Here is a 20,899-nt window from a genome sequence, read left to right as displayed (position 1 = left end):
TGCTGCCTCTTGAGCGGTCGCCAAGGTAACCCCCGAGACCGGAGGCCATAGATCGGACAGTCATACACCGCTCGATGAGGTGAACCCGGAGCCGTCGCGGTGACCGTTGGTGAGGGCGCGGATCCGCTACATGAATCTATTCATTCAATGCATTGACGTTGGACTTCATTCATGTCAGATTCTGCGCAGCATCGCGCGAGCCAGGGGAGACGTCCGCCATGAAACCCGCCATAAAACCCGAGCAGCCGCCAGAGTCCCGTCTCACCGTCGAACACCGGACCATAGAGGTGGTCCCCGACGCCGAACGGCATGGCTCGCCGCGCAGTCAGTTCACCCTGTGGTTCGGCGCCAACATGCAGATCACCGCGATCGTCGACGGCGCGCTGGCCGTGGTCTTCGGCGCCGACGCGCTCTGGGCGATTCCCGCGCTGCTGCTGGGCAACATCCTCGGCGGGATCGTCATGGCGCTGCACTCGGCCCAGGGTCCCCGCCTGGGCGTGCCCCAAATGATCTCCAGCCGGGCGCAGTTCGGGGTGTTCGGCGCCGTACTGCCACTGGTCCTGGTGATCCTGATGTACCTCGGCTTCGCGGCGACCGGCAGCGTGCTGGCGGGGCAGGCGGTCTGCAAGGTCCTGCACATCCACGACGCCAAGCTCGGGATACTGATCTTCGGGGTGCTGACCGCCGTGGTGGCGGTGACCGGGTACCGCCTCATCCACCTCGCGGGCCGGATCGCGACCGTCGCCGGAGTCGCCGGTCTCGGCTATCTCATGATCGCCCTGTTCGCCAAGTACGACGTGACCGGGCACCTCGGCGACAAGCCCTTCGACACCGTGACCTTCCTGCTCGCGGTCTCGCTCGGGGCCGGCTGGCAGCTGACCTTCGGCCCCTATGTGGCCGACTACTCCCGCTACCTTCCCCGTGCCACCAGCGAGCGGGCGACCTTCTGGTCGACGTTCGCCGGCAGTGTCATCGGTTCCCAGTGGGCCATGACCCTGGGCGCGCTGATCGCCACCGTCGCCGGCGACGCCTTCCTGCCCGACCAGGTCGGATTCGTCGGGAAGTTGGCCGGACCGGCGGTCCTCGGGTTCCTGGTCTACCTGGTGATCCTGGTCGGCAAGCTGACCGTCAACTGCCTCAACGCCTATGGCGGTTTCATGTCGGTCCTGACGACGGTGACCGCATTCAACGGCCGGTCCAGGATCTCACCGGCCGCCCGCGCGGCCTACATCATCGGCTTCACGGCCGTGTCCGTGGTGATCGCCACCGCGGCCAGCGCGGACTTCCTCGACAACTTCAAGAACTTCGTACTCCTGCTGCTCATGGTGTTCACCCCCTGGAGTGCCATCAACCTGACCGACTACTACCTGATTTCGCGCGAGCGGGTCGACATCCCCGCGCTCTACGACCCCGACGGCCGCTATGGGCGCTGGAACATACCGGCGCTGAGCTGCTACGTCCTCGGCGTGCTGGCGCAGATACCGTTCCTGGCCCAGAAGCTCTACACCGGTCCGCTGACGCACCGGCTCGGCGGCGCGGACATCTCCTGGCTCGTCGGCCTGGGTTTCACCGCCGCCGTCTACTACGCCTGGGCCCGGCGCACCGCCAATCCGCCCGCCGAGACGATCCACCCGGCCGGACACGAAGCGGCGGCTCCCCTAAGCCCGTTGCGCGGGTAACCCCCGGCGCACGGTGAACTCGGCCACCGGTGCGGCCTTTCGGGCGGATCGCCGGGGGCTGTAACGTCCGTCCATGCTCGCCCGCTCCCGCATCGTCGCGCCACCGGGCTGGAGTCGCTGGCTCGTCCCACCCGCCGCGCTGTCCATTCACCTCGCCATCGGCCAGGCCTATGCCTGGAGCGTGTTCAAGCCGCCGCTGGAGTCCTCGCTCGGCCTGTCCGGCACCGCCTCGGCGCTGCCCTTCCAGGTCGCGATCGTGATGCTCGGCCTCTCCGCCGCCTTCGGCGGCACGCTGGTGGAGCGCAACGGCCCGCGCTGGGCGATGCTGGTGTCGGCGGGGTGCTTCTCGTCCGGCTTCCTGGTGGCCGCCCTCGGGGCGGCCACCGGCCGGTACTGGCTGGTGGTGGCAGGCTATGGCGTCATCGGCGGCACCGGCCTGGGCATCGGGTACATCTCGCCGGTGTCCACCCTCATCCAGTGGTTTCCCGACCGCCCCGGCATGGCCACCGGCATCGCCATCATGGGCTTCGGCGGCGGCGCCCTGATCGCCTCTCCCTGGTCGGCCGAACTGCTCTCCGCCTTCGGCACGGACACCTCGGGGATCGCCAGGACATTCCTGGTGATGGGGGCCGCCTATGCCGTCTTTATGACGCTCGGCGTGCTGCTCGTCCGGGTGCCGCCCGGTGGACACGCCCCCGCCACGCCCCGGCCCGCCGCCACCACCGGGCAGGTGTCCGCCCGCAACGCCCTGCGCACCCCGCAGTTCTGGTGCCTGTGGGTCGTCCTGTGCACCAATGTCACCGCGGGCATCGGCATCCTGGAGAAGGCCGCGCCCATGATCACGGACTTCTTCGCCGCTTCCGCCTCCCCTGTCGGCCCGGCCGCCGCGGCGGGCTTCGTCGGCCTGCTCTCGCTCGCCAACATGCTGGGCCGGATCGTCTGGTCCTCCGTCTCGGACCTCGTCGGCCGCAAGAACGTCTACCGCCTCTACCTCGGTGCCGGCGCGCTGATGTATCTGCTCATCGCCCTGACCGGCTCCGGGGCCAAGCCGCTGTTCATCGTCTGTGCCGCCGTCATCCTCTCCTTCTACGGTGGTGGTTTCGCCACCGTCCCCGCCTATCTGACGGACCTCTTCGGGACGTACCAGGTCGGCGCGATCCACGGCCGGCTGCTGACCGCCTGGTCCACCGCCGGGATCCTCGGCCCGCTGATCGTCAACGCCGTCGCCGACGCCGGGAAGTCGGCGGGCCGGACCGGCCCCGGCCTCTACACCACCTCGTTCCTCATCATGATCGGGCTGCTGGTCGTGGGGTTCGCGGCCAATGAGCTCATCCGGCCCGTCCACCCCCGCCACCAGGAGAAGGGCGCGACCCCATGACGGCCTCCCGCAAGGCGCTGCTGGTGCTGAGCTGGCTGTGGGTGGGGGCTCCCTTCGCCTACGGTGTCTATGAACTCGCCACCAAGCTCAGGCAGTTGTTCACCGGCTGACCGTGGCCCCCGGAGGAAAAGCCCCTTGACCGCCTCCCCCTGGCCGGAATGGGCCCGCCTGCCACCTCCGCTGGACCACACCGCCACCGTGGCGGCCCCCGACGACCCGGCCGAGGCCGCGGTACGCCTCGTCCGGGCCGCCGACGGGCCCTATGTCTGCTACGAGCGCCATGGCACCTGGTATGTCGCCCTGGCCCCGGCGGCCACTCTCACCGTCGACGCCCGACGCGTCATCGCGACCGCGGCGGGCCGCAGTTGGGACGCTCCGGCGGGCGGACGCCCGCTGGCGGCCGTGGCCGGGGCGCTGGCCGCGCTGCCACCGGACGGCCGGCGGGCCTATGGATGGGCGGCCTTCGAACTCGGCCATCTGCTCCACGCGGACCGGGCGGCGGCCGGCTCCGGCCCCCTGCTCCACCTGATGCTGCCCGCCGCGGAGGCCGCGCTCTCCCCCGGCAGGGCCGTCCTCCGGGCCGCCGACGACGCCTGGCCGAGGAACGCGGCCGCCCTGCTGTCCCGGCCCCTCCCACCCGGCCCGGCCGCCGCCGCCTCGCCGCCCCTCGCGCCCGAAGCCCTCCTCACCGGCGACCCGGCGCGCTACCGGGAGGCGGTCACCCGGACCATCGAGGACATCCGAAGCGGCCTGCTGCACAAGGCCGTTCTCTCCCGGGCGCTGCCGCTCCCCGCCCTGGCGCGGCCGGATCTCGCGGCCGGTTACCTCGCCGGGCGGCGCGCCAACACCCCGGCCCGGTCCTATCTGCTGGACCTCGGCGGCTGGCAGGCCGCCGGCTTCAGCCCGGAGACCGTCGTCGAGGTCGAGGCCGACGGTCGGGTCACCACCCGGCCGCTCGCGGGCACCCGCGCCCTGGGTCCCGACGCCGACCGCAACCGCCGGCTGCGCGAGGAGTTGCTCGCCGACCCCAAGGAGGTCCAGGAGCACGCCCTGTCCGTCCGGCTCGCCCTCGCCCAACTGACCGGCATCTGCCGTTCCGGCAGTGCCGTCATCGAGGAGTTCATGACCGTCCGCGAACGCGGCTCGGTACAGCACCTGGCCTCCCGTATCGCCGGACGCCTGCGCGAGGGAGCGGGAGCCTGGGACGCCTTCGCCGCGCTCTTCCCCGCCGTCACCGTCACCGGGGTGCCCAGGGCTCCCGCCCTGCGGGCCATCCACCGCCGCGAGGAGGGGCCGCGCGGCCTGTACGGCGGTGCGGTCTTCATGGCCGACGCGGCCGGTTCGCTGGATGCCGCACTCGTCCTGCGGACGGTCTTCCGCCATCAGGGCCGCTCCTGGCTGCGGGCCGGTGCGGGAGTCATGGGCCAGTCCACGCCGGAGCGCGAGTGGGAGGAGACCTGCGAGAAGCTGCGCAGCATCGCTCCCCATCTCTCCGGTCTCCCCGGCGAACACATCACCTGATGGCCGAAATACGTGCGTAACAGTGTCCGGCTAGCCTCCCGCGCCGGAAGGGAGAACCGATGCACAACGGCACCACGGCCCTGCGGGTCCGCCCGGCGGAAGCCGGCGACCTCGGCGAACTCACCGAGATCTACAACCACTATGTGGTCCACACCCCGATCACCTTCGACATCCAGCCCTTCCGGGCCGACCAGCGCCGGGCCTGGCTGGAGTCCCACCAGGCCGGAGGGCGGTACCGGCTGCTGGTCGCCGAGGAGGCGGGCAGGGTGCTGGGCTATGCCTCCAGCAGCCCCTTCCGCCCCAAGCAGGCCTATGAAACCTCGGTGGAGACCAGCGTCTACCTCGCCCCCGGGTGCACCGGACGCGGCATCGGCGGCCTGCTCTACGCCACGCTCTTCGAGGCCCTGACCACCGAGGACGTGCACCGGGCCTACGCCGGGGTCACCCAGCCCAACGTCCCGTCCATGCGGCTGCACCAGCGCTTCGGGTTCCGCCGGATAGGCGTGCACGGGCAGGTGGGGCGCAAGTTCGACACCTTCTGGGATGTCGCCATGCTGGAGAAGTCATGCGACGGCGAGGCGCCACAGTGAGGTGGTCTCCGCGGTGCGAGCCGCGTGCAGGGGGTCGGTGGTGTCCCTCGCCCGTGGATGGCGCGGTGTGGTGTCCAGCCTGTCCAGCACACGCAGGCCTGCCGCCTCGAAGGCGGCCGGCAGCGCGCCACGGTCTCTGAGTCCGAGGAGTTCGGCCAGGTCCGACAGGATGAGCCAGCCCTCGCCGCCCGGTTCGAGGTGGGTGGTGAGCCCGTCCAGGAAGCCATGGAGCATGCCGCTGTCCGGATCGTAGACGCCCTGCTCGAGGGCGGAGGACGGCCGGGCCGGAATCCAGGGCGGGTTGCACACGATGAGCTCGGCGCGGCCTTCGGGGAACAGGGCGGGGCCCACCACATCGACCCGTCCGGTGAGGCCGAGGCGGTGGACGTTCTCCCGGGCGCAGGCCAGCGCGCGCGGGCTGCTGTCGGTGGCCATCACCCGGCCGACTCCCCGGCGGGCCAGGACGGCGGCGAGCACTCCGGTCCCGGTGCCGAGGTCGAATGCGGTGCGGGGTACGGCCGGCAGCGGCGCCTGTGCCACCAGGTCCACATACTCCCCTCTGACCGGGGAGAACACCCCGTAGTGCGGATGAATACGGGCGCCCAGAGCGGGCACGTGCACCCCCTTCTCGCGCCACTGATGTGCCCCGACCACACCGAGCAGCTCCCGGAGGGAGACCACCGAGGGCTCTCCCGGCGGACCGTAGGCCTGTATGCACGCCCGACGGACGTCGGGGGCCCTGCGCAGGGCCAGGCCGTGGTCGTCCTCCAGCAGCACCAGCAGCATGCCCAGCACCCGGGCGCGGTGACGGCGGGCCCGGCGGTGCGCCCGGAAGGACTCGGCCGTTCCGGACTCCGCTGGGGGAGTCTTCCGGTCGATGCGGCGGCCCATCGCCTGGAGCAGTTGCCGGGCCTGGTGGAAGTCGCTCCCCCGCCACAGCAGGGCGGTGCCTTCACAGGCCAGGCGGTAGGCCGTGGCGGCCTTCAGGCGGTCGTCCGCGACGACGACCCGGCGCGGAAGCGGTGCTCCACTCTCGGAATGCCAGCGGGCGGACCGGCCGACGTCGGCCTCGGTCCAGTGCAGAGTGGACATCAGTCGTTCCTCGTGGGCAGGGTGTCGGCGAGGCGCTCCGGTGCGGCCTGCCGCCAGGAGTCCACCAGAATATCGCGCAGCTCGTCCAGGTCCTCCAGGGCGGCCAGCCGCACCCGCACCCATGCGGAACCGGCCTCGTGCGGCGGCACCCAGAACTTCTCCGGCTCCGCCGCGATCAGTTCCGCCCGTTCGTGCCGGGGGCACCGGACGGCGATGGACGTCTCGTCGTCGGGGACGGTGAGGTACATCTTCCCGGCGACGCGGAAGGTCGGCATGCTCCATGCCTCCTTCTCCACCGTCTCCGGGAGGGAAAGCGCGATACTGCGGACATTCCGAGCATTGATCATGATCTCTACATTAGACAGACGAAGAGGCCCTGTTCGCCCCGCGTACCACCCGGCGTCACGGTGCCGCCATCGCTTCTTCCGCGCGCCTCGCTCTCCTTGGGATGCTCCACTCGCTGCTGTCCCCCACACCCGCAGAGGTCACCGTGCCCATGCCAGAACTCAACCGACGGCGCTTTGTACAACTCGCCGGAGGCACCGCCGCCTTCACCGTGCTGTCGGACAGCATCGCCCGGGCCGCGTCCATTCCCGCCCGGCGCCGCACCGGCAGCCTCCGGGACGTCGAGCACATCGTGGTGCTGATGCAGGAGAACCGGTCCTTTGACCACTACTTCGGCTCGCTGCGCGGGGTGCGCGGGTTTGGTGACCCCCGGCCCGTGACGCTGCCCAGCGGGAAGCCGGTCTGGCACCAGTCGGACGGCACCAAGGAGGTGCTGCCGTTCCGCCCCGCGGCGGACAACCTGGGACTGCAGTTCATCCAGGACCTCAACCACGACTGGGCGGGCGGGCACAAGGCGTTCAACCAGGGCAGATACGACCAGTGGGTGCCCGCCAAGACGGCGACGACCATGGCGTACCTCACCCGCGAGGACATACCGTTCCACTACGCGCTCGCCGACACTTTCACCATCTGTGACGCGTACCACTGCTCGTTCATCGGCTCCACCGACCCCAACCGCTACTACCTGTGGACGGGGTACACCGGCAACGACGGCACCGGCGGCGGCCCCGTCCTGGGGAACGACGAGGCCGGGTACGGCTGGACGACCTACCCCGAGCGGCTGGAGAAGGCCGGGATCTCCTGGAAGATCTACCAGGACGTCGGCAACGGCCTGGACGCCGAGGGTTCCTGGGGCTGGATCGGCGACGCCTACCGGGGCAACTACGGCGACAACTCGCTGCTGTACTTCGACAACTACCGCAACGCCAAGCCCGGTGACCCACTCCACGAGAAGGCCCGCACCGGGACCGACACCAAGAACGGCGGCGGGCTCTTCGACGTCCTCAAGGCCGATGTGCAGGCCGGGCGGCTTCCGCAGATCTCCTGGATCGCCGCGCCGGAGGCCTTCACCGAGCACCCCAACTGGCCCGCGAACTACGGCGCCTGGTACGTCGCGCAGGTACTGGACGCGCTCACCGCCGATCCCGAGGTGTGGAGCCGGACGGCGCTGTTCCTCACCTATGACGAGAACGACGGCTTCTTCGACCACATCGTGCCGCCGTACCCGCCGTCCTCCGCCGCCCAGGGCCGGTCCACGGTGGACGTCTCCGCCGACCTCTTCGCCGGGAGGGGCGGCTATCAGGCGGGACCCTACGGCCTGGGTCAGCGCGTTCCGATGCTGGTGGTCTCGCCGTGGAGCACCGGCGGATTCGTGTGCTCCGAGGTCTTCGACCACACCTCGGTCATCCGGTTCATGGAACGCCGCTTCGGAGTGCACGAACCAAACATCTCGCCCTGGCGGCGGGCCCTGTGCGGCGATCTCACTTCCGCCTTCGACTTCAGCCATGCGCACGGCAAGCCCGCCGCGCTGCCGTCCACCGAGGGCTACCGGCCGCCGGACCGCAACCGGCACCCCGACTATGTGCCCAAGCCCCCCACCGTCGGCAGCCTGCCCGGGCAGGAGCCGGGCTCACGCCCGACCCGGCCGCTTCGGTACGCGCCATTCGCCGATGGCACCGCCGGCGCCGTCGGGGACGCGGGCCGGTTCACCCTCACCTTCAGCGGCGGGCCCGCGGCCGGCGCCCAGTTCCACGTCAGGTCCGGCAACCGCGCCGACGGGCCCTGGACCTACACCACCGAGGCGGGCAAGCGGCTCTCCGACACCTGGCACACGGCCTCTTCAGGCGGTTACGACCTCTCGGTCTTCGGCCCCAATGGCTTCCTGCGGACGTTCCGGGGCACCGCCCGTGCCGCCGGGCCCGAGGTGACCGCCCGCCACAACGCGGCCACCGGCAACCTCGACCTGACCATGACCAACCACGGCCGCGCCGACTGTCACCTCACCGTGGGCAACGCCTATGGGAAGCGGGCCGAGACCTTCCGGGTGCGCTCCGGTGTCACCGTGCGCCACACGGTCCAACTGCGCGACAGCAAGCGCTGGTACGACGTGACCGTGGTCGCCGACCGGGACCGTGGGTTCCTGCGCCGGTTCGCCGGGCATGTCGAGACCGGGGCGCCCGGGGTGAGCGATCCGGCCATCGCCACCCACTGAGCGGCCCTCCTCAGCCACCCCCCGGCTGGGTGGCCCGGGCCAGCCGGGCGGCCTTGTAGGCGGCGGCCGGATCCGCGTCCGGCCCGGGGGCCGGCCGCCAGGTGCCGAGCCAGTCGGTGAACGGGTACCAGCGGCCGTCGGGCCCCAGCCGGAGCTGGACTCGGGCGGCCGGGTCGGTGATGCGGTTGTGGTCCCGTTCGAGCATGGACAGCTGTGCGGGCCTGATGGGCTGGATGGCGGCCTCGGCCCGGGCGAGGGTGTCCGGGTCGGCGGGCGTCCGGTGCACGGTGACCTGCACGCCGTCCGCGCCTCCGTACGTATGGGCGGCGATGAGGTGCCGCAGCCGGCCGGGGGCGAGCGAGAGGCGGTCGGCCGCCGCCTCGGCGTACGGCTCCCCGCCGGGAGTGGACAGCAGGCGCACGGCGTCGGTGAGCACGGCATCGGTGAGCACAGCGGCGGCCGGAGGGGTGTGGTCGCCGGACAGCAGCGCGGCCGCGCGCTGTGCCGCGTCCCGGACCAGCACGCCGAGGATCTCCAACGAGGGGGCGGGTGCGGGGGGTTCCTCCCGGCAGGTGTCCAGGACCGGTGTGCCGTGCCGGGCGTCGCTGCTCCGCGGCGGTGGCAGGTCGGGTGACCTGCGGCTCCAGCGGTGGTAGGCCTGCTCGGCGCAGACCGCCTCCCCGGCATCCTCGTCCACGGGGGCGGTGGCGGCGGCCCGCAGGTATGCCTTGAGGTGTTTGTGGGCACGGCCGCGCAGGGCCAGCAGCACGGCGGGTGCGGTGCGCGCCCGGTCGGCCAGTCCATAGGCCACGGCCGCGGAGTGCGGGCAGATGCCGGGGGCGGCACGGCAGGTGCAGGTGAAGACGATGTCGGCGGGGCCGGGGACGATCGGCCACCCCGCGGTGCGTGCCGGGTCGGCGAGCGCGTCGCTGAGGCGCTCGGTGCGCAGCACGGCGGCGAGTTGGGCATCCTGGGCGATCGCGGTGTAGATCTCGTCCCATTGCCGCCGGTCGAGGACCGGCACGGTGATCAGCGGGCGGATCTTGGCCTCGGTGCCGGGGGCGGGGATCTTGGAGGTGGCGACCCCGGCGCAGACATTGAGCTGTCCCAGCGTTCCGGCGAGGGCGCGGCCGGCGGTGAGGGCGGCCGGGTCGTCGGCGGCGGCCGTTTCGAAGGCCGTGGTCCAGACGGTGGCCCAGCGTGCGGTGGGGTGTTGGCCGGCCGTGCTCATGGGTTCCTCCCCAGGGTGACGAGGGCGGCGAGTTCCTGGTCGGACAGGGCGCCCAGAGCGCGTTCTCCGCCGGCCAGGATGGCGTTGTGCAGGGCGCGCTTGCTGTGCAGCAGGGCGGCGATCCGGTCTTCCACGGTGCCTTCGCTGATGAGCTGGTGGACGTGGACGGTGCGGTGCTGGCCGATGCGGTGGGCGCGGTCGGTGGCCTGGTCCTCGATGGCGGGGTTCCAGGTCCGGTCGTAGTGGATGACATGGGTGGCGCGGGTGAGGTTCAGCCCGGTGCCGGCCGCGCGCAGGGAGAGGATCAGGATCCGGTGGTGGCCGGCCTGGAAGGCGTCGACCATCTGCTGGCGCTGTGCGGTGCCGGTCGCTCCGTGCAGGAACAGGGGGTTGAGGCCGAGGCCGGTGAGGTGGGTGTGCAGGAGGTTGCCCATGACCACGTAGCTGGTGAAGACCAGGGCGGATTCACCGCGTTCGCCGATGGTGGCCAGCAGTTCCTCCAGCGCCTTGAGCTTGGCCGACCGCTCGGCGAAGGGCGGCTCGTCGGCTGTGGGTTGTGGGTTGCGGTTGTGCAGGTAGTGGGCGGGGTGGTTACAGATTTGCTTGAGGGCGGTGAGGAGTTGGAGGACCATGTTGTGGCGGCCCGGTCCCCGGGTGCCCTCGACGGCGGCCATCGCCTCGCGGACGTTGGCCTCGTAGAGCGCGACCTGTTCGGCGGTGAGCTGTACGACGCGTTCCTGGTGGACCTTGGGCGGGAGTTCGGGGGCGATCCCCGGGTCGCTCTTGCGCCGTCGCAGCAGGAACGGGCCGATCAGCCGGGTCAGCTGCCGGGTGACCGGGCCGTCGGTGTCACCGGCGGCCTCCCGGGTGACGTCCCGCGCGTACTGGGCGCGGAAGCGGGCCAGGGTGCCGAACAGGCCCGGGTTGGCCCAATCCAGGATCGCCCAGAGTTCGTCGAGGGTGTTCTCCACCGGCGTCCCGGTGAGCGCGACCCTGGTCCCGGAACGGAGTTCGCGCAGCCGGTGCGCGGTCCTGGTGCGGTGGTTCTTCACATGCTGGGCTTCGTCCGCCATCACCAGCCCCCAGCCGATGGCGGCCAGTTCGGCGTGGTCGCGGCGCAGGATGCCATAGGTGGTCACCACGACCGACGCGTCGGACAGCGTGGCCAGGGTGCGGTCGTTGCCGTGGTAGCGGATGACCTCGGTGCCGGGAGCGAAGCGGCCGATCTCCCGTGCCCAGTTGGTCACCAGCGAGGACGGGCAGATCACCAGGGTGGGGCCGGGGCTGCCGTTCTCCTTGCGGTGCAGGTGGAAGGCGATGCCGGTCAGCGTCTTGCCCAGGCCCATGTCGTCGGCCAGGCACACCCCGAAGCCGAGTTCGGTGGTGCGCGCCAGCCAGGTCAGTGCCCGGTGCTGATAGTCGCGCAGCCGGGCGGTCAGGGCCAGTGGCACGGCGACCGGCCGGCCGGCGGACTCGCCGTCGCGCAGGGTGGCGACCACCTCGGCGAGGGCGCCGGCCGGCTCGCAGGCGAAGTCCTGGCCGTCGACGGTGACGGTGCCGGACAGCGCGGCGGTCAGGGCCGCGGTGCCGGTGAGCGGTTCCAGCCGGCGCTGACCGGCGCGGCGCGCGGTGTGCGGGTCGACGAGGACCCACTGGTCGCGCAGCCGTACCAGCGGGCGGGTCGCCTCGACCAGCCGGTCCATCTCCGACTCGCTGAGCGGCGCCCCGTCCAGCAGCAACTGCCAGCGGAAGTCCAGGAGTTCGGTGAGCCCGAACCGGCCGTGCGCCGGGTCGCCGACCACGGTGCGGGTGCCGAGTGCGGTGCGCAGCCGCTCGGGCCAGCGGACCTCGACCCCCTGCTCGGCCAACGACTCCTCGGCCTCGCCGAGGAGTTCCAGGATGTCGGAGCCGGTCAGGGTCAGGCCGGTGGGCGGGTTCTGGTCGGCCAGCCGCTTCAGCGGCGGCCAGTGCCGCGCGGCCCGGCGCAGCGCCCGGACGGCCTTCGGCCGGACGGCCGGGCCGAGGCCCGGCGGGTGGGCGGTGCCCTCGAACACCTGGGCGGCCTCGGCCTCGTGGGCGGCGCCGTCCGCCGCGGGGGCGCCGGAAGGGCGCAGCAGCAGGGTGGCGCGCAGCCGGCCGTCCGCCGCGTCCGGTGCGGAGGGGGGGTGGATGCGCAGGACGAGGCCGGGGGGGGCGCCGCCCTCGCACCGGTCCTCGAGGGTGTCCGTCCACAGGCGCAGATGGTGGGCGGGGCGTGCGGTGGGGGTGACATGGGGCAGGTCGCCGAAGAGTGCCGGGGCGCCGGGGGGGCGCAGCAGGGCGTCGGCCAGGGCGTCGAGGAAGTCCCGCAGGGTGTGGTGGGCGGGCGGGATGCGGGGTTGTCCGCCGACGGCGGTGCAGTGTGCGTGCGGGGGCATCCGTTCGGCGAGTCCGTCCAGGGCGAGCCGGGCTCCGTCCGGGAGGGGACCGATGCGCCAGGTGTCCAGCCCGGCGGTGGTCAGCGCCGGGTACACCAGGCGGGCGGCGATCAACTGCAGGCCGATCCGGGCCGCTTGGGCCCAGGCCCGTACGGAGTGGTGGGCCGCCGGGTGGTCCGCCACGTTCAGGAGGGTCCCGGCCGCGTCGGCCAGGGGCAGTGCCCAGCCCTCGACCGGTGCGCGGCGCACGCCGTCCGGTCCGGTCAGCACCAGTTCACGGGTGGTGCGGGTGAGCGGTGCGGCCAGGGGGGTGGCGGGCATGGGTCTGCCGTCGGCCCGGTGGATGAGCAGCCGGGCGGCCCGCGGGGTGGGGCCGGGGAGGTACACCAGGGCACAGCGGGCCTTGAGGGCTTCCTCGGCGATGGACATCGCGGCGCGGCTCGCGGCCGGCGGCGCGGGGTTCTTCCGGGCGGCCGGCACGGTCGCCGCCCGGGTCGCGGGGGGCGGTGCCGGGGCGGTGCCGGTCGTGCAGAGGGCGCCGATGAGTGCGCGGGCGGCGGCGATCCGTGACTCCGCCTTCGTCCTGGCCTTCCCGGTGGCCTGCACGCCCGGGCGGCGGCCGCGGTAGTCGCAGCTCACCGTGCAGGTGATCGCCGCACGGGCGCCGGGTCCGGCCCGGTGGAACGCGTAGACGGGCTTGGTGATGACCTCGAGCTGGGTGTATTTGTTCAGGAGTTTCAGCGGGTCCTCCCCCGGTCCGGCGGGGGCGACCTGCTTTTCGCTCTCCGGCCGGTCGAGGACCGTCACCCGTGGTTCCGGCAGGCCGACCAGCCGGGCGAGCAGGTTCACGGCCGCGTAGTGGCGTGCCACCTTGTGGCTCTTGGCCTGCCGCGGGCTGCCGTGCACCGTGCCGTTGCCGGTGTCGAAGCTCGCCGTGACCGTGTGGACGGCCGGTGCGGCGTCGTTTCCGCCGGTGCCGTCGTGGTAGGCCGTGCCCGGGCAGGCGGTCCGTTCGGCGTGCCAGTGCAGGAGGGTTTCGGCGGTCGGGGGCATTCTGGCCGCGGTGTCGAGTGCGGCGCGGCGCGCCGCGGTCCAGGGCGGGCCGTCGGTGTGGAACAGGAGGAGTTCGACGTCGCGGTGGCGCAGCCGGCTGGACGCGGCCCGGAGCAGGATCTCCTCCAGGAGTTCCTCTCCCGGCCCGTCGTCCTGGGCGGCGCGCCGGTGCAGCAGTGTCTCGAACACCTCTTGGTCCAGGCCCGGTGGCGGGGTGCGGGAGGCCCGCGGGAGGGGCACCGAGGCACCTTCCAACGGGTCTGCCACGCCTGCCAGTCGGGACAGCAGGTTCAGCAGTGCACGCTGCCGGGCGGCCTTGGGGGTGGCGGCCGGGCAGGCGGCCCCCGCGACTTCGCGGCCGGGTGGGCCGATCCGGGCGCGGGCTTCGTGGATGGTCTCTCCGGTGGCGGTGCTGCGGGTCGATTCGGTGACGGCGGGCGGGGGCCACAGCTCCATCTGGGCGTGCATCAGCAGCAGTTGCCCGGCCAGGTCGGGGCCCTGGGCGACCTGGGCGATCGCGGCCTCGCGCGCCGGGTGCCAGCCCGGGTGGCCGTCCGCGACCAGCAGGAGGATGCGCAGGTCCCGCAGCGACAGTCGGCCCTCGGCCGCCCGGTGGGCCGCCTCTGCGGCGAGGGCCGGGGCGAACTCCCTGTTGACGCAGGCCGATTTGAGGGTGGTGGACCAGTCGTCACCGTCCGGGGCCGGGGGGCCGGTCCGGACACCGGGCCGGTGTTCGGCCACCGGGTGGCGGCCGTCGTGCTCAGACGTCAAGAACAACTCCTCGCGGGCATGTGACAGCCGCCGGGCTTGTCGCGGCCCGGCACACCGCCGGCGAACACCTTCCCGGGGAGTCAACCAGAGCGGCCGGGCCCCGGGGGACGGAAGACCACAGACGCTCCTGAGGAGTCCGGGCGTGATCGATATGGCCAACCCGCCTGCCGGGGTTTGTCCATGCATGCAAGAAGTCGATCGCCTCTCACCCCGCAGCGACCGCGCACCCTCCCGCCACCCCAAGGAGTGATCGCGGAAAGTCCGGTCAATGACCGTCAAAAGCGCGCTTCGGATATAGGGTGCGACCCGGAGGTGCTTGATGTCCGAACGCATTGACGCGGTCGATGCCCTGATCGCCAGTCGGTCCGTGCTGCCGCCGCCCGCCGAGCGGGAACGGCTGCGCAAGGCGCACGGCCTGACCCAGGACGAGGTCGCCGAGGCCCTCGGAGTGCGCCGGTCGACGCTGGTGAGCTGGGAGAACGGGAAGACCGAGCCACGGCCCCCGCAGCGCGACGCCTACGCCCACCTCCTCACCGAGCTCGCCAGGCTGTATCCGCCCAACGGCACCGCTCCCGCACAGGTCACAGCCCCGGCACCGCGGACGCCCCCGCCCACCGCCCCGGCACCCCGAGCAGCGCCGGCAGCACCTGCGCCGGCGGCGCGGCGCCCGGCGCGGCAGGCCGCCCCGGCCCGTACCGCCGCGCCCGCGACGGCCGTTGACCCGCGGTCCGTTCCGTCCGACGCCTTCGCGGACGGCCCGTTGACGGTGCTGGACGGCGACGGCAACGCCTACTGCCCCGGCGGCCTGGTGCTGGACTGCCCGGCCCGGGACCTCCCCTCGCTGGTCGACTGGGCCCTGAACCAGGCCCGGCTCGGAGCACCACGGCTGCACCGCTCGGGCAAGGACGCCGACCCGCTGGTGGTGCTCACCGAGGCGGCGGCCGTACGGCTCGGCCTCCCGGCCGAGCTCGAGGACCGCCGCAGCCTCCGGCTGCCCGCGGGCCACCCGGTCGTCAGGCAGCTCACCCGGGCGAAGTGGCAGCTCACCCGCCGGGGTTTCGGCCCCTGGGCCAGGATCCACCGCCCCGCCGAGGGCGGCCGGCGCCGCTGCGTCCAGCTCGCCGTGCTGCCCTGGGGCGCCCTCGACGCCCGTACCTGGGCCGACGCCGGACAGCTGCCGCCGGCCGAACTCGCCCGGATGCTCGGCGACTACGCGGCCCGCGTCATCACTCCCTGCGGCTCGAGCGCGGTGAGCGGCCTGGAGCTGATGACCGCGCTGCGCCCGCCGACCCGGGCCGTCCTGGACGAGGCGTCCGGCTCCTATGTGTCCGGTCCGATGCCGGGTTCGCTGACGGCCCCGGTGGATCCGGCCCCGCCGGAGGCCCCCGACGAGCACCCGCTGGTCGCCGCCCACCGCTCGCGCGGCCATCGGCACACCCCCGCCGAGGCCTTGGACGAGGAGGCCTTCGACTGGATCCGCGATCCCGAGCTCCTCACCGACGAGGAGTGCACCAAGGCCTATGCGGTGGGTCTCGATGTGAACACCGCCTTCCTCGCCGCCGCGAACCGGCTGACCGTGGGCCTGGGTCCGGCCGTCCACGTCAACGCCCCGGAGTTCGACAAAAGGCTGCCCGGCAGCTGGCTGGTGGACCTCTCCGCCGTCGATCCGGACCCCCGGCTGCCCAACCCCTTCACCCCGCACGGCACTCGCCCCACCGGGCCCGCCTGGTATGCCACCCCGACCGTGGCGTACGCGGCGGAGCTCGGCCATCCGGTCCGGCCGGCCGAGGCCTGGGTCCGGCCGGAGCACGGCGCCTATCTCGACCCCTGGTACGCCAGGCTGAGCACGGCGTACAAGGAGACGATGGCCGAACTCGGCGTCACGGCGGGCATGGACGAGCGGGAGTTCCTCGCCGCGATGGAGACCCACCAGCGGGCCGACCCGGTCCGGGCCGCGGTGCTCCGCGCCGTCAAGGCGACCGTCAAGGGCGGCATCGGCAAGCTGCGCGAACGGCCGCAGGGGGCGAAGTACCGGCCGGGCGAGCCCTGGCCCGCCCTGGAGCGCCCGACCTGGCGGCCGGACATCCGCGCCGCCGTCATCTCCACGGCGCGGGTCAATATGCACCGCAAGATGCTCCGGATGGCCTCCGTCGGCCTGTTTCCGATCGCGGTCCTGTCCGACTGTGTCGTCTATCTCTCCGACGGTCCCAGCCCGTTGGACTTCCTGCCGCGCACCGTGGACGGCAAGCCGCTGCCGGGCTCGTTCCGGCTCGGGGTCTCGCCCGGGATGGCCAAGTGCGAAGGAGTCCAGCCGTTTTTGTGGGCGGCCCAGCTGCTCGACTCCGGGCACAACCCGGCGCGCCACATCAAGGGCACCGACGCCGCGCTCGAAGGAGAGTGACCCATGGGCATCTTCGGCGACAGCCTCGACAAGGCCGCACAGAACACGACCACCCGCCCGATCCCCAAGACGGCCCCGGCCCAAGTGCGTTTCCTGGTCAGGAAGGAGAAGGGCTCCACCAGGGCGGTGGCCCGGCGGCTGGGCGTCTCCCAGCGCACCGTCGAGCGCTACCTGACGGGCGAGTTCACCAGGCCCCGCAGGGACCTCGCCGGCCGGCTGGCGGCCGAGGTCCGCAAGGACTGGCAGCCCCGGGTGCGCGAGCGGGCCAGGAAACTGGCCGCGACATCCGCCGGCATCACCGTGGAGACCAGGGCCAGATTCGGGTTCACCGCGGCCCCGGGCAGCACCGACGACGGCCGGGTCCGGCGGATCACCCAGCACCTGCCCCCGCGGTACGCGGAGCGGCTCTTCGCCGCCCAGGACGCCGGAGCACCGGACCGGGCGCTGCGGGACCTGGTCGCCGAGGGGCTGCAGGAGATCTACTTCAGGGACGACGGGCGCCGGGCGGACGGTCTGGTGGTCGAGTTCACCGATATCGACTATGTCGACATGGACTACTGACCATCGCCGCCCGCGCGGCACGCATGCCCCACCGACAGCGGGCTCAGCCGTCGGGATTGGCCTCGAGGCAGGTCAGTTCGATGTCGTCGATCATCGCCTCATGCGTCTTCCCGGTCAGCATGGCGACGTTCTCGATCCCCACGGCCATCCATCCCGCCAGGCTCATGATGAACACCCGCAGCCCGTCCACACCATGCTTGGCCAGCACCCGGTCGGCCGTCGCCAGCGCCTCCTCGGGCACCCGCTCCGCGGGCTCCAGGCCCACCACCGTCCGCATCAGACCGATCGTGGTGTGGGAGATCTCCGGCGCGATCGCCCGCAGCCGCCGATCCTCGTCCTCGTTCATGCTTCCCCTCCCATGCGCCGGTCGCGTGAGAAGCACGGTAGGGCAGACGGCACCCGGGCACCGACGCTTCCCGGAGGGAAAGCGCAGGGCCCATCGAGGATCCGTTCGGGTGTCACTCGTCACCGGGCGGCTCCTCGCGGCGGCCGGAGCGCGCGGCCCCCACCGCGGCGACGGTGACCGTCAGCACGCCGAGCAACTGCATCGGACCGGCCGACTGGTGCAGCACCGCCACCCCGACGACCAGGGCGATGGCGGGCTCGAGGCTCATCAGGGTGCCGAATGCCGAGGTGGTCAGACGGCGCAGCGCCACCATCTCCAGGGCGTACGGCAGTACGGGCATCAGCAGGGCCAGGCCGAGCCCTTCCAGCGCCAGGAGCGGAGTGAGGTGGGGCAGCGCCTGTGGCAGTCCGGCGAAGGCGGACACGACCGCTGCCACGGGCATGGCCAGCGACAGGCCGACCAGCCCGTCGAAGCCATCGGCGACCCGCTGGGTGAGCAGGATGTAGCCGGCCCAGCAGGCCGCCCCGCCCAGCGCGAACCCGAGGCCCGGCAGATTCACCGAGCCCTGCCAGGGCTCGGTCACCAGCAGCACCCCGGCGAACGCGAGCGGCGGCCAGCGGCGGGCGCCGGGCTTCAGCATCCCCACCGCCAGCGGGCCGAGGAACTCCACGGCCACCGAAGTGGCCAGCGGTATCCGGGAGATCGCCTCGGAGAACAGCAGGGTCATCCCGGCGCTGACCGCGCCCAGGACCGCCGGGCCGAGCAGCTGCCGGGGGCGCATGGTCCACACCCGGGGCCGGGCGATGACCAGGAAGGCGAGCGCGGCCCAGGTCACTCGCAGCCAGGCGGTGCCCGCCGGACCCATGGCCCCGAACATATGTATGGAGGCCGCGGCGCCCAGCTGGACGGACACCATCGACGCGAGCGCAAAACTCGCCGCGGGGCTGTGCCGCCGGGTCGGAGTCACCGTGATCGTCATGTCCGCCATCGGACCCCAGAGCAACCATCCGCGTCCACCGCGTAATTCCGTACACATAGTCCTGGAATCACGGATGGAATCGGGGACAATGGCCGGCATGGACACCCATCGCCTGCGGTTGCTCGTCGAACTGCACCACCGGGGCACCATGCGCGCCGTGGCCCAGGCCACCGGGTATGGCACCTCGACGATCTCCGCCCACCTCGGGACGCTCGAACGCGAGGTGGGCACGCAGCTGCTGGAGCATGCCGGGCGCACCGTGCGGTTCACCCCGGCCGGGCATCTGCTGGTCGAGCACGCCGAGCGGATCCTCGCCGCCGTGGAGGCCGCCCGTGCGGCCATCGGCCCCGGTGCGGCGCCCTGCGGGCGGCTGCGGGTGGCCTCCTATCGCAGCGCGCTGTCCGCGGATCTGCTGCCGATCACCCGGCAACTCGCCACCAGCCACCCGGACTTGCGGCTCGAGCTCCAGGAGCGCGAGCCGCCCGAGGTCGCCGCGCTGCTCGACGACGACGAGATCGACCTCGGCTTTGTCTACGACTACAACCTGGTGCGCAAGCTCCGTGACGACGGGGCGACCGTCCGGGAGATCTGCTCGACACCGGTGCTCCTGGCCGTGCCGGAGGGCGCGGACCCCGCGCAGTTGCCCTGGGTGGTCAACTCGCGCGGCACGGACGACTTCGAACTGGCCTTGCGCTTCTGTGTCCTGGCCGGTTTTGAGCCACAGATCGCGCACCGGGCCGACAGTCTCGACCTGGTGCTGGAGATCGTCGCCGCGCGCCTCGGCATCGCCCTGCTCCCGGCGTTCGCCGGCGCCCGGCCCGGAGTGAACCTGATCCCGCCGCAGGGGCTGGACATCCGGCGCCGGATGTTCGCCGTGACCAGGCCGGGCCGCCATCTGTGGCCGGGCGTCGCCCTGGTCACCGATCTGGTCTCGGCCCGGGCCCGGTCCGCCGCGAAGGAGGCCGGCGGCTCGGTTCCCGACGGGTGACGGGGTGGCCTGCAGCCGGGCGGCGCACCCGTCTTGTATACGGTGAACACGATCCCAGGACCCCGCTGTCGAGTGGTGAGGAAGAGACCGGATGGCAACTGCGCAGTCCGCTCCTTGGCGAAGAGTGGCCGTCGTCGGCGCCCTTATGCTGGCGGCGTTCACCTTCAACACCACCGAAAGCCTCCCCATCGGGCTGCTGAAGCTGATCTCGTCCGACCTCCAGGTGTCCCTGCCGGCCGTCGGCTATCTGATAACCGGCTATGGCCTGACCGTGGCCGTCGCCTCACTGCCCATCGCCCATGCGACCCGTGCGATCCCGCGCCGCCGGCTGCTCACCGCCCTGCTGGCCGTGTTCGTCCTGGCCAGCCTGGCACCGGCGGTGGGCTCCTCATACGGGCTGCTGCTCGCCGGCCGGGTGCTGGCCGCGGTCGCCCAGGCGCTCTTCTGGGCGGTGATGGGCCCGGTGGCGGTGGGGCTGTTCGCGCCGCGGGTCCGTGGGCGGGTGATCGGCGTCCTGTCGGTCGCGGGCTCGCTCGCCCCGGTGCTGGGGGTCCCGGCCGGTACCTGGCTGGGACAGCAAAGCGGCTGGCAGACCCCGCTGGTGGCACTGGCCGGGCTGGGGGCGGTCTCGCTCGTCCTCATCGCAACCCTGCTGCCGACCACCCGGCCCGAGGAGGGGCACGCCGCCTATGGGGCCGACCCGGACGCCCGCCGGTTCGGGGTGGTCCTGGCGACCACGGCGCTGTCGGTCACCGGCGCCTTCACGGGCTACACCTATCTGGTCACCTTCCTGGGCGAGGTGAGCGGCTTCTCCGACGCTTCGATCAGCGCGCTGCTGTTGGTCTCCGGCATCGCGGGCCTGGCGGGCGTCAGCGTCACCGGACCGTTCCTGGACCGTTTCCCGCGTGCGACGCTCGTCGTTCCGGTGGCCACCCAGGCGACGGGGCTGCTGGGCCTGTACGCCCTCGGCGGCTCCCGGGAGGCGGCGGTCGTCATGCTGGCACTGCTGGGGGCCTCGCTGGGTCCGGTCTTCATGGCCGGCCAGGCCCGGGTCCTGCAGCTGGCGCCGGGCCGCACGGAGATCGCCCTGGCCGCCAACTCCGGCGCCTACAACGTGGGAGTGGCGGCCGGCGCGTTCCTCGGCGGTGTCCTGCTGTCCGCCGTGGGGGTGCGCGCCACCTTCCTCGTCGGCGGTGTGCTGACCCTCGCGGCGCTGATCCTGCTGCTGAGCGAGCGACTGCTCCCGGCGGCCCGCACGCACCGCGTCACCACGGTTCCGGGCGGGGCCATCAATTGCGGCTGAACGCCGACGGCGGGGTGGCCGGTGGACGGTGT

16 protein-coding genes are annotated in these 20,899 nt (G+C 72.5%); 10 read left to right on the top strand and 6 right to left on the bottom strand.

Features of this window, described 5'->3' with window-relative positions:
- Positions 1 to 218 precede the first annotated feature (218 nt).
- The 5 genes from ABCR83_RS23660 (at position 219) to ABCR83_RS23640 (ending at position 5,168) form a co-directional block, all read left to right on the top strand.
- Positions 219 to 1,679 (top strand): purine-cytosine permease family protein, encoded by a 1,461-nt coding sequence (locus ABCR83_RS23660; RefSeq protein ID WP_462697159.1) that lies wholly within the window; start codon positions 219 to 221, stop codon positions 1,677 to 1,679.
- 73 nt (positions 1,680 to 1,752) lie between these two features.
- Positions 1,753 to 3,057 (top strand): OFA family MFS transporter, encoded by a 1,305-nt coding sequence (locus ABCR83_RS23655; protein WP_462697158.1) that lies wholly within the window; start codon positions 1,753 to 1,755, stop codon positions 3,055 to 3,057.
- On the top strand, positions 3,054 to 3,167 hold the full coding sequence (locus ABCR83_RS23650) for an MFS transporter small subunit (protein ID WP_462697157.1): 114 nt from the start codon (positions 3,054 to 3,056) through the stop codon (positions 3,165 to 3,167). Before ABCR83_RS23655 ends, ABCR83_RS23650 begins: the two co-directional genes overlap by 4 nt.
- A 25-nt stretch (positions 3,168 to 3,192) precedes the next feature.
- Positions 3,193 to 4,578: a salicylate synthase gene (locus ABCR83_RS23645; protein WP_462697156.1), complete on the top strand. Its 1,386-nt coding sequence runs from the start codon at positions 3,193 to 3,195 to the stop codon at positions 4,576 to 4,578.
- A 59-nt stretch (positions 4,579 to 4,637) separates the two neighbouring features.
- Positions 4,638 to 5,168: an N-acetyltransferase family protein gene (locus ABCR83_RS23640; protein ID WP_462697155.1), complete on the top strand. Its 531-nt coding sequence runs from the start codon at positions 4,638 to 4,640 to the stop codon at positions 5,166 to 5,168.
- On the opposite strand, the gene ABCR83_RS23635 is transcribed toward ABCR83_RS23640, so the two are convergent.
- Together ABCR83_RS23635 and ABCR83_RS23630 are read right to left on the bottom strand one after the other, a co-directional pair.
- Complete coding sequence (locus ABCR83_RS23635; RefSeq protein WP_462697154.1) at positions 5,142 to 6,260, bottom strand: methyltransferase; 1,119 nt, start codon at positions 6,258 to 6,260, stop codon at positions 5,142 to 5,144. The two genes, ABCR83_RS23640 and ABCR83_RS23635, sit on opposite strands and share 27 nt — an antisense overlap.
- Positions 6,260 to 6,607 (bottom strand): MmcQ/YjbR family DNA-binding protein, encoded by a 348-nt coding sequence (locus ABCR83_RS23630; RefSeq protein WP_462697153.1) that lies wholly within the window; start codon positions 6,605 to 6,607, stop codon positions 6,260 to 6,262. The genes ABCR83_RS23635 and ABCR83_RS23630 overlap by 1 nt, the downstream gene beginning before the upstream one ends.
- Positions 6,608 to 6,756: 149 nt before the next feature.
- On the opposite strand from ABCR83_RS23630, the gene ABCR83_RS23625 reads away from it, so the two are divergent.
- On the top strand, positions 6,757 to 8,817 hold the full coding sequence (locus tag ABCR83_RS23625; RefSeq protein ID WP_462697152.1) for a phosphocholine-specific phospholipase C: 2,061 nt from the start codon (positions 6,757 to 6,759) through the stop codon (positions 8,815 to 8,817).
- Between the two features lie 10 nt (positions 8,818 to 8,827).
- On the opposite strand, the gene ABCR83_RS23620 is transcribed toward ABCR83_RS23625, so the two are convergent.
- Together ABCR83_RS23620 and ABCR83_RS23615 are read right to left on the bottom strand one after the other, a co-directional pair.
- Positions 8,828 to 10,048 (bottom strand): hypothetical protein, encoded by a 1,221-nt coding sequence (locus ABCR83_RS23620; protein ID WP_462697151.1) that lies wholly within the window; start codon positions 10,046 to 10,048, stop codon positions 8,828 to 8,830.
- A complete protein-coding gene (locus ABCR83_RS23615) occupies positions 10,045 to 14,289 on the bottom strand; it encodes an SNF2-related protein (protein WP_462697150.1) in 4,245 nt (1,414 codons plus the stop codon). Before ABCR83_RS23615 ends, ABCR83_RS23620 begins: the two co-directional genes overlap by 4 nt.
- Positions 14,290 to 14,608: 319 nt before the next feature.
- Here ABCR83_RS23615 and tap point away from each other — a divergent pair, with 319 nt between their 5' ends.
- Both tap and tpg read left to right on the top strand, forming a co-directional pair.
- A complete protein-coding gene (tap, locus tag ABCR83_RS23610) occupies positions 14,609 to 16,690 on the top strand; it encodes a telomere-associated protein Tap (protein WP_462697149.1) in 2,082 nt (693 codons plus the stop codon).
- Between the two features lie 3 nt (positions 16,691 to 16,693).
- Positions 16,694 to 17,251 (top strand): telomere-protecting terminal protein Tpg, encoded by a 558-nt coding sequence (gene tpg / locus ABCR83_RS23605; RefSeq protein ID WP_462697148.1) that lies wholly within the window; start codon positions 16,694 to 16,696, stop codon positions 17,249 to 17,251.
- 43 nt (positions 17,252 to 17,294) lie between these two features.
- On the opposite strand, the gene ABCR83_RS23600 is transcribed toward tpg, so the two are convergent.
- Positions 17,295 to 17,597, bottom strand: coding sequence for a hypothetical protein (locus tag ABCR83_RS23600; RefSeq protein ID WP_462697147.1), 303 nt, complete (start codon positions 17,595 to 17,597; stop codon positions 17,295 to 17,297).
- A gap of 112 nt (positions 17,598 to 17,709) precedes the next feature.
- The gene (locus tag ABCR83_RS23595; RefSeq protein WP_462697146.1) at positions 17,710 to 18,576 is read right to left on the bottom strand and encodes an EamA family transporter; all 867 of its coding nucleotides are present in this window, start codon (positions 18,574 to 18,576) and stop codon (positions 17,710 to 17,712) included.
- A 97-nt stretch (positions 18,577 to 18,673) separates the two neighbouring features.
- Between ABCR83_RS23595 and ABCR83_RS23590 the strand changes: the two genes are divergently transcribed.
- Together ABCR83_RS23590 and ABCR83_RS23585 are read left to right on the top strand one after the other, a co-directional pair.
- Positions 18,674 to 19,564 (top strand): LysR family transcriptional regulator, encoded by an 891-nt coding sequence (locus ABCR83_RS23590; protein WP_462697145.1) that lies wholly within the window; start codon positions 18,674 to 18,676, stop codon positions 19,562 to 19,564.
- Between the two features lie 91 nt (positions 19,565 to 19,655).
- Positions 19,656 to 20,867: an MFS transporter gene (locus ABCR83_RS23585; protein WP_462697144.1), complete on the top strand. Its 1,212-nt coding sequence runs from the start codon at positions 19,656 to 19,658 to the stop codon at positions 20,865 to 20,867.
- The last annotated feature ends 32 nt before the right edge of the window (positions 20,868 to 20,899 follow it).

The organism is Streptomyces xingningensis, from assembly GCF_054957865.1.
This window is presented reverse-complemented; position numbering and strand designations above follow the sequence as displayed.

Excerpts from the sequence above, each read along its gene's own strand:
- ABCR83_RS23635 (WP_462697154.1), bottom strand. The coding sequence starts at position 6,260 with ATGTCCACTCTGCACTGGACCGAGGCCGACGTCGGCCGGTCCGCCCGC.
- tap (WP_462697149.1), top strand. The coding sequence starts at position 14,609 with ATGTCCGAACGCATTGACGCGGTCGATGCCCTGATCGCCAGTCGGTCC.
- ABCR83_RS23620 (WP_462697151.1), bottom strand. The coding sequence starts at position 10,048 with ATGAGCACGGCCGGCCAACACCCCACCGCACGCTGGGCCACCGTCTGG.
- ABCR83_RS23625 (WP_462697152.1), top strand. The coding sequence starts at position 6,757 with ATGCCAGAACTCAACCGACGGCGCTTTGTACAACTCGCCGGAGGCACC.
- tpg (WP_462697148.1), top strand. The coding sequence starts at position 16,694 with ATGGGCATCTTCGGCGACAGCCTCGACAAGGCCGCACAGAACACGACC.
- ABCR83_RS23600 (WP_462697147.1), bottom strand. The coding sequence starts at position 17,597 with ATGAACGAGGACGAGGATCGGCGGCTGCGGGCGATCGCGCCGGAGATC.
- ABCR83_RS23630 (WP_462697153.1), bottom strand. The coding sequence starts at position 6,607 with ATGATCAATGCTCGGAATGTCCGCAGTATCGCGCTTTCCCTCCCGGAG.
- ABCR83_RS23650 (WP_462697157.1), top strand. The coding sequence starts at position 3,054 with ATGACGGCCTCCCGCAAGGCGCTGCTGGTGCTGAGCTGGCTGTGGGTG.
- ABCR83_RS23655 (WP_462697158.1), top strand. The coding sequence starts at position 1,753 with ATGCTCGCCCGCTCCCGCATCGTCGCGCCACCGGGCTGGAGTCGCTGG.
- ABCR83_RS23585 (WP_462697144.1), top strand. The coding sequence starts at position 19,656 with ATGGCAACTGCGCAGTCCGCTCCTTGGCGAAGAGTGGCCGTCGTCGGC.
- ABCR83_RS23640 (WP_462697155.1), top strand. The coding sequence starts at position 4,638 with ATGCACAACGGCACCACGGCCCTGCGGGTCCGCCCGGCGGAAGCCGGC.
- ABCR83_RS23660 (WP_462697159.1), top strand. The coding sequence starts at position 219 with ATGAAACCCGCCATAAAACCCGAGCAGCCGCCAGAGTCCCGTCTCACC.
- ABCR83_RS23590 (WP_462697145.1), top strand. The coding sequence starts at position 18,674 with ATGGACACCCATCGCCTGCGGTTGCTCGTCGAACTGCACCACCGGGGC.
- ABCR83_RS23595 (WP_462697146.1), bottom strand. The coding sequence starts at position 18,576 with ATGACGATCACGGTGACTCCGACCCGGCGGCACAGCCCCGCGGCGAGT.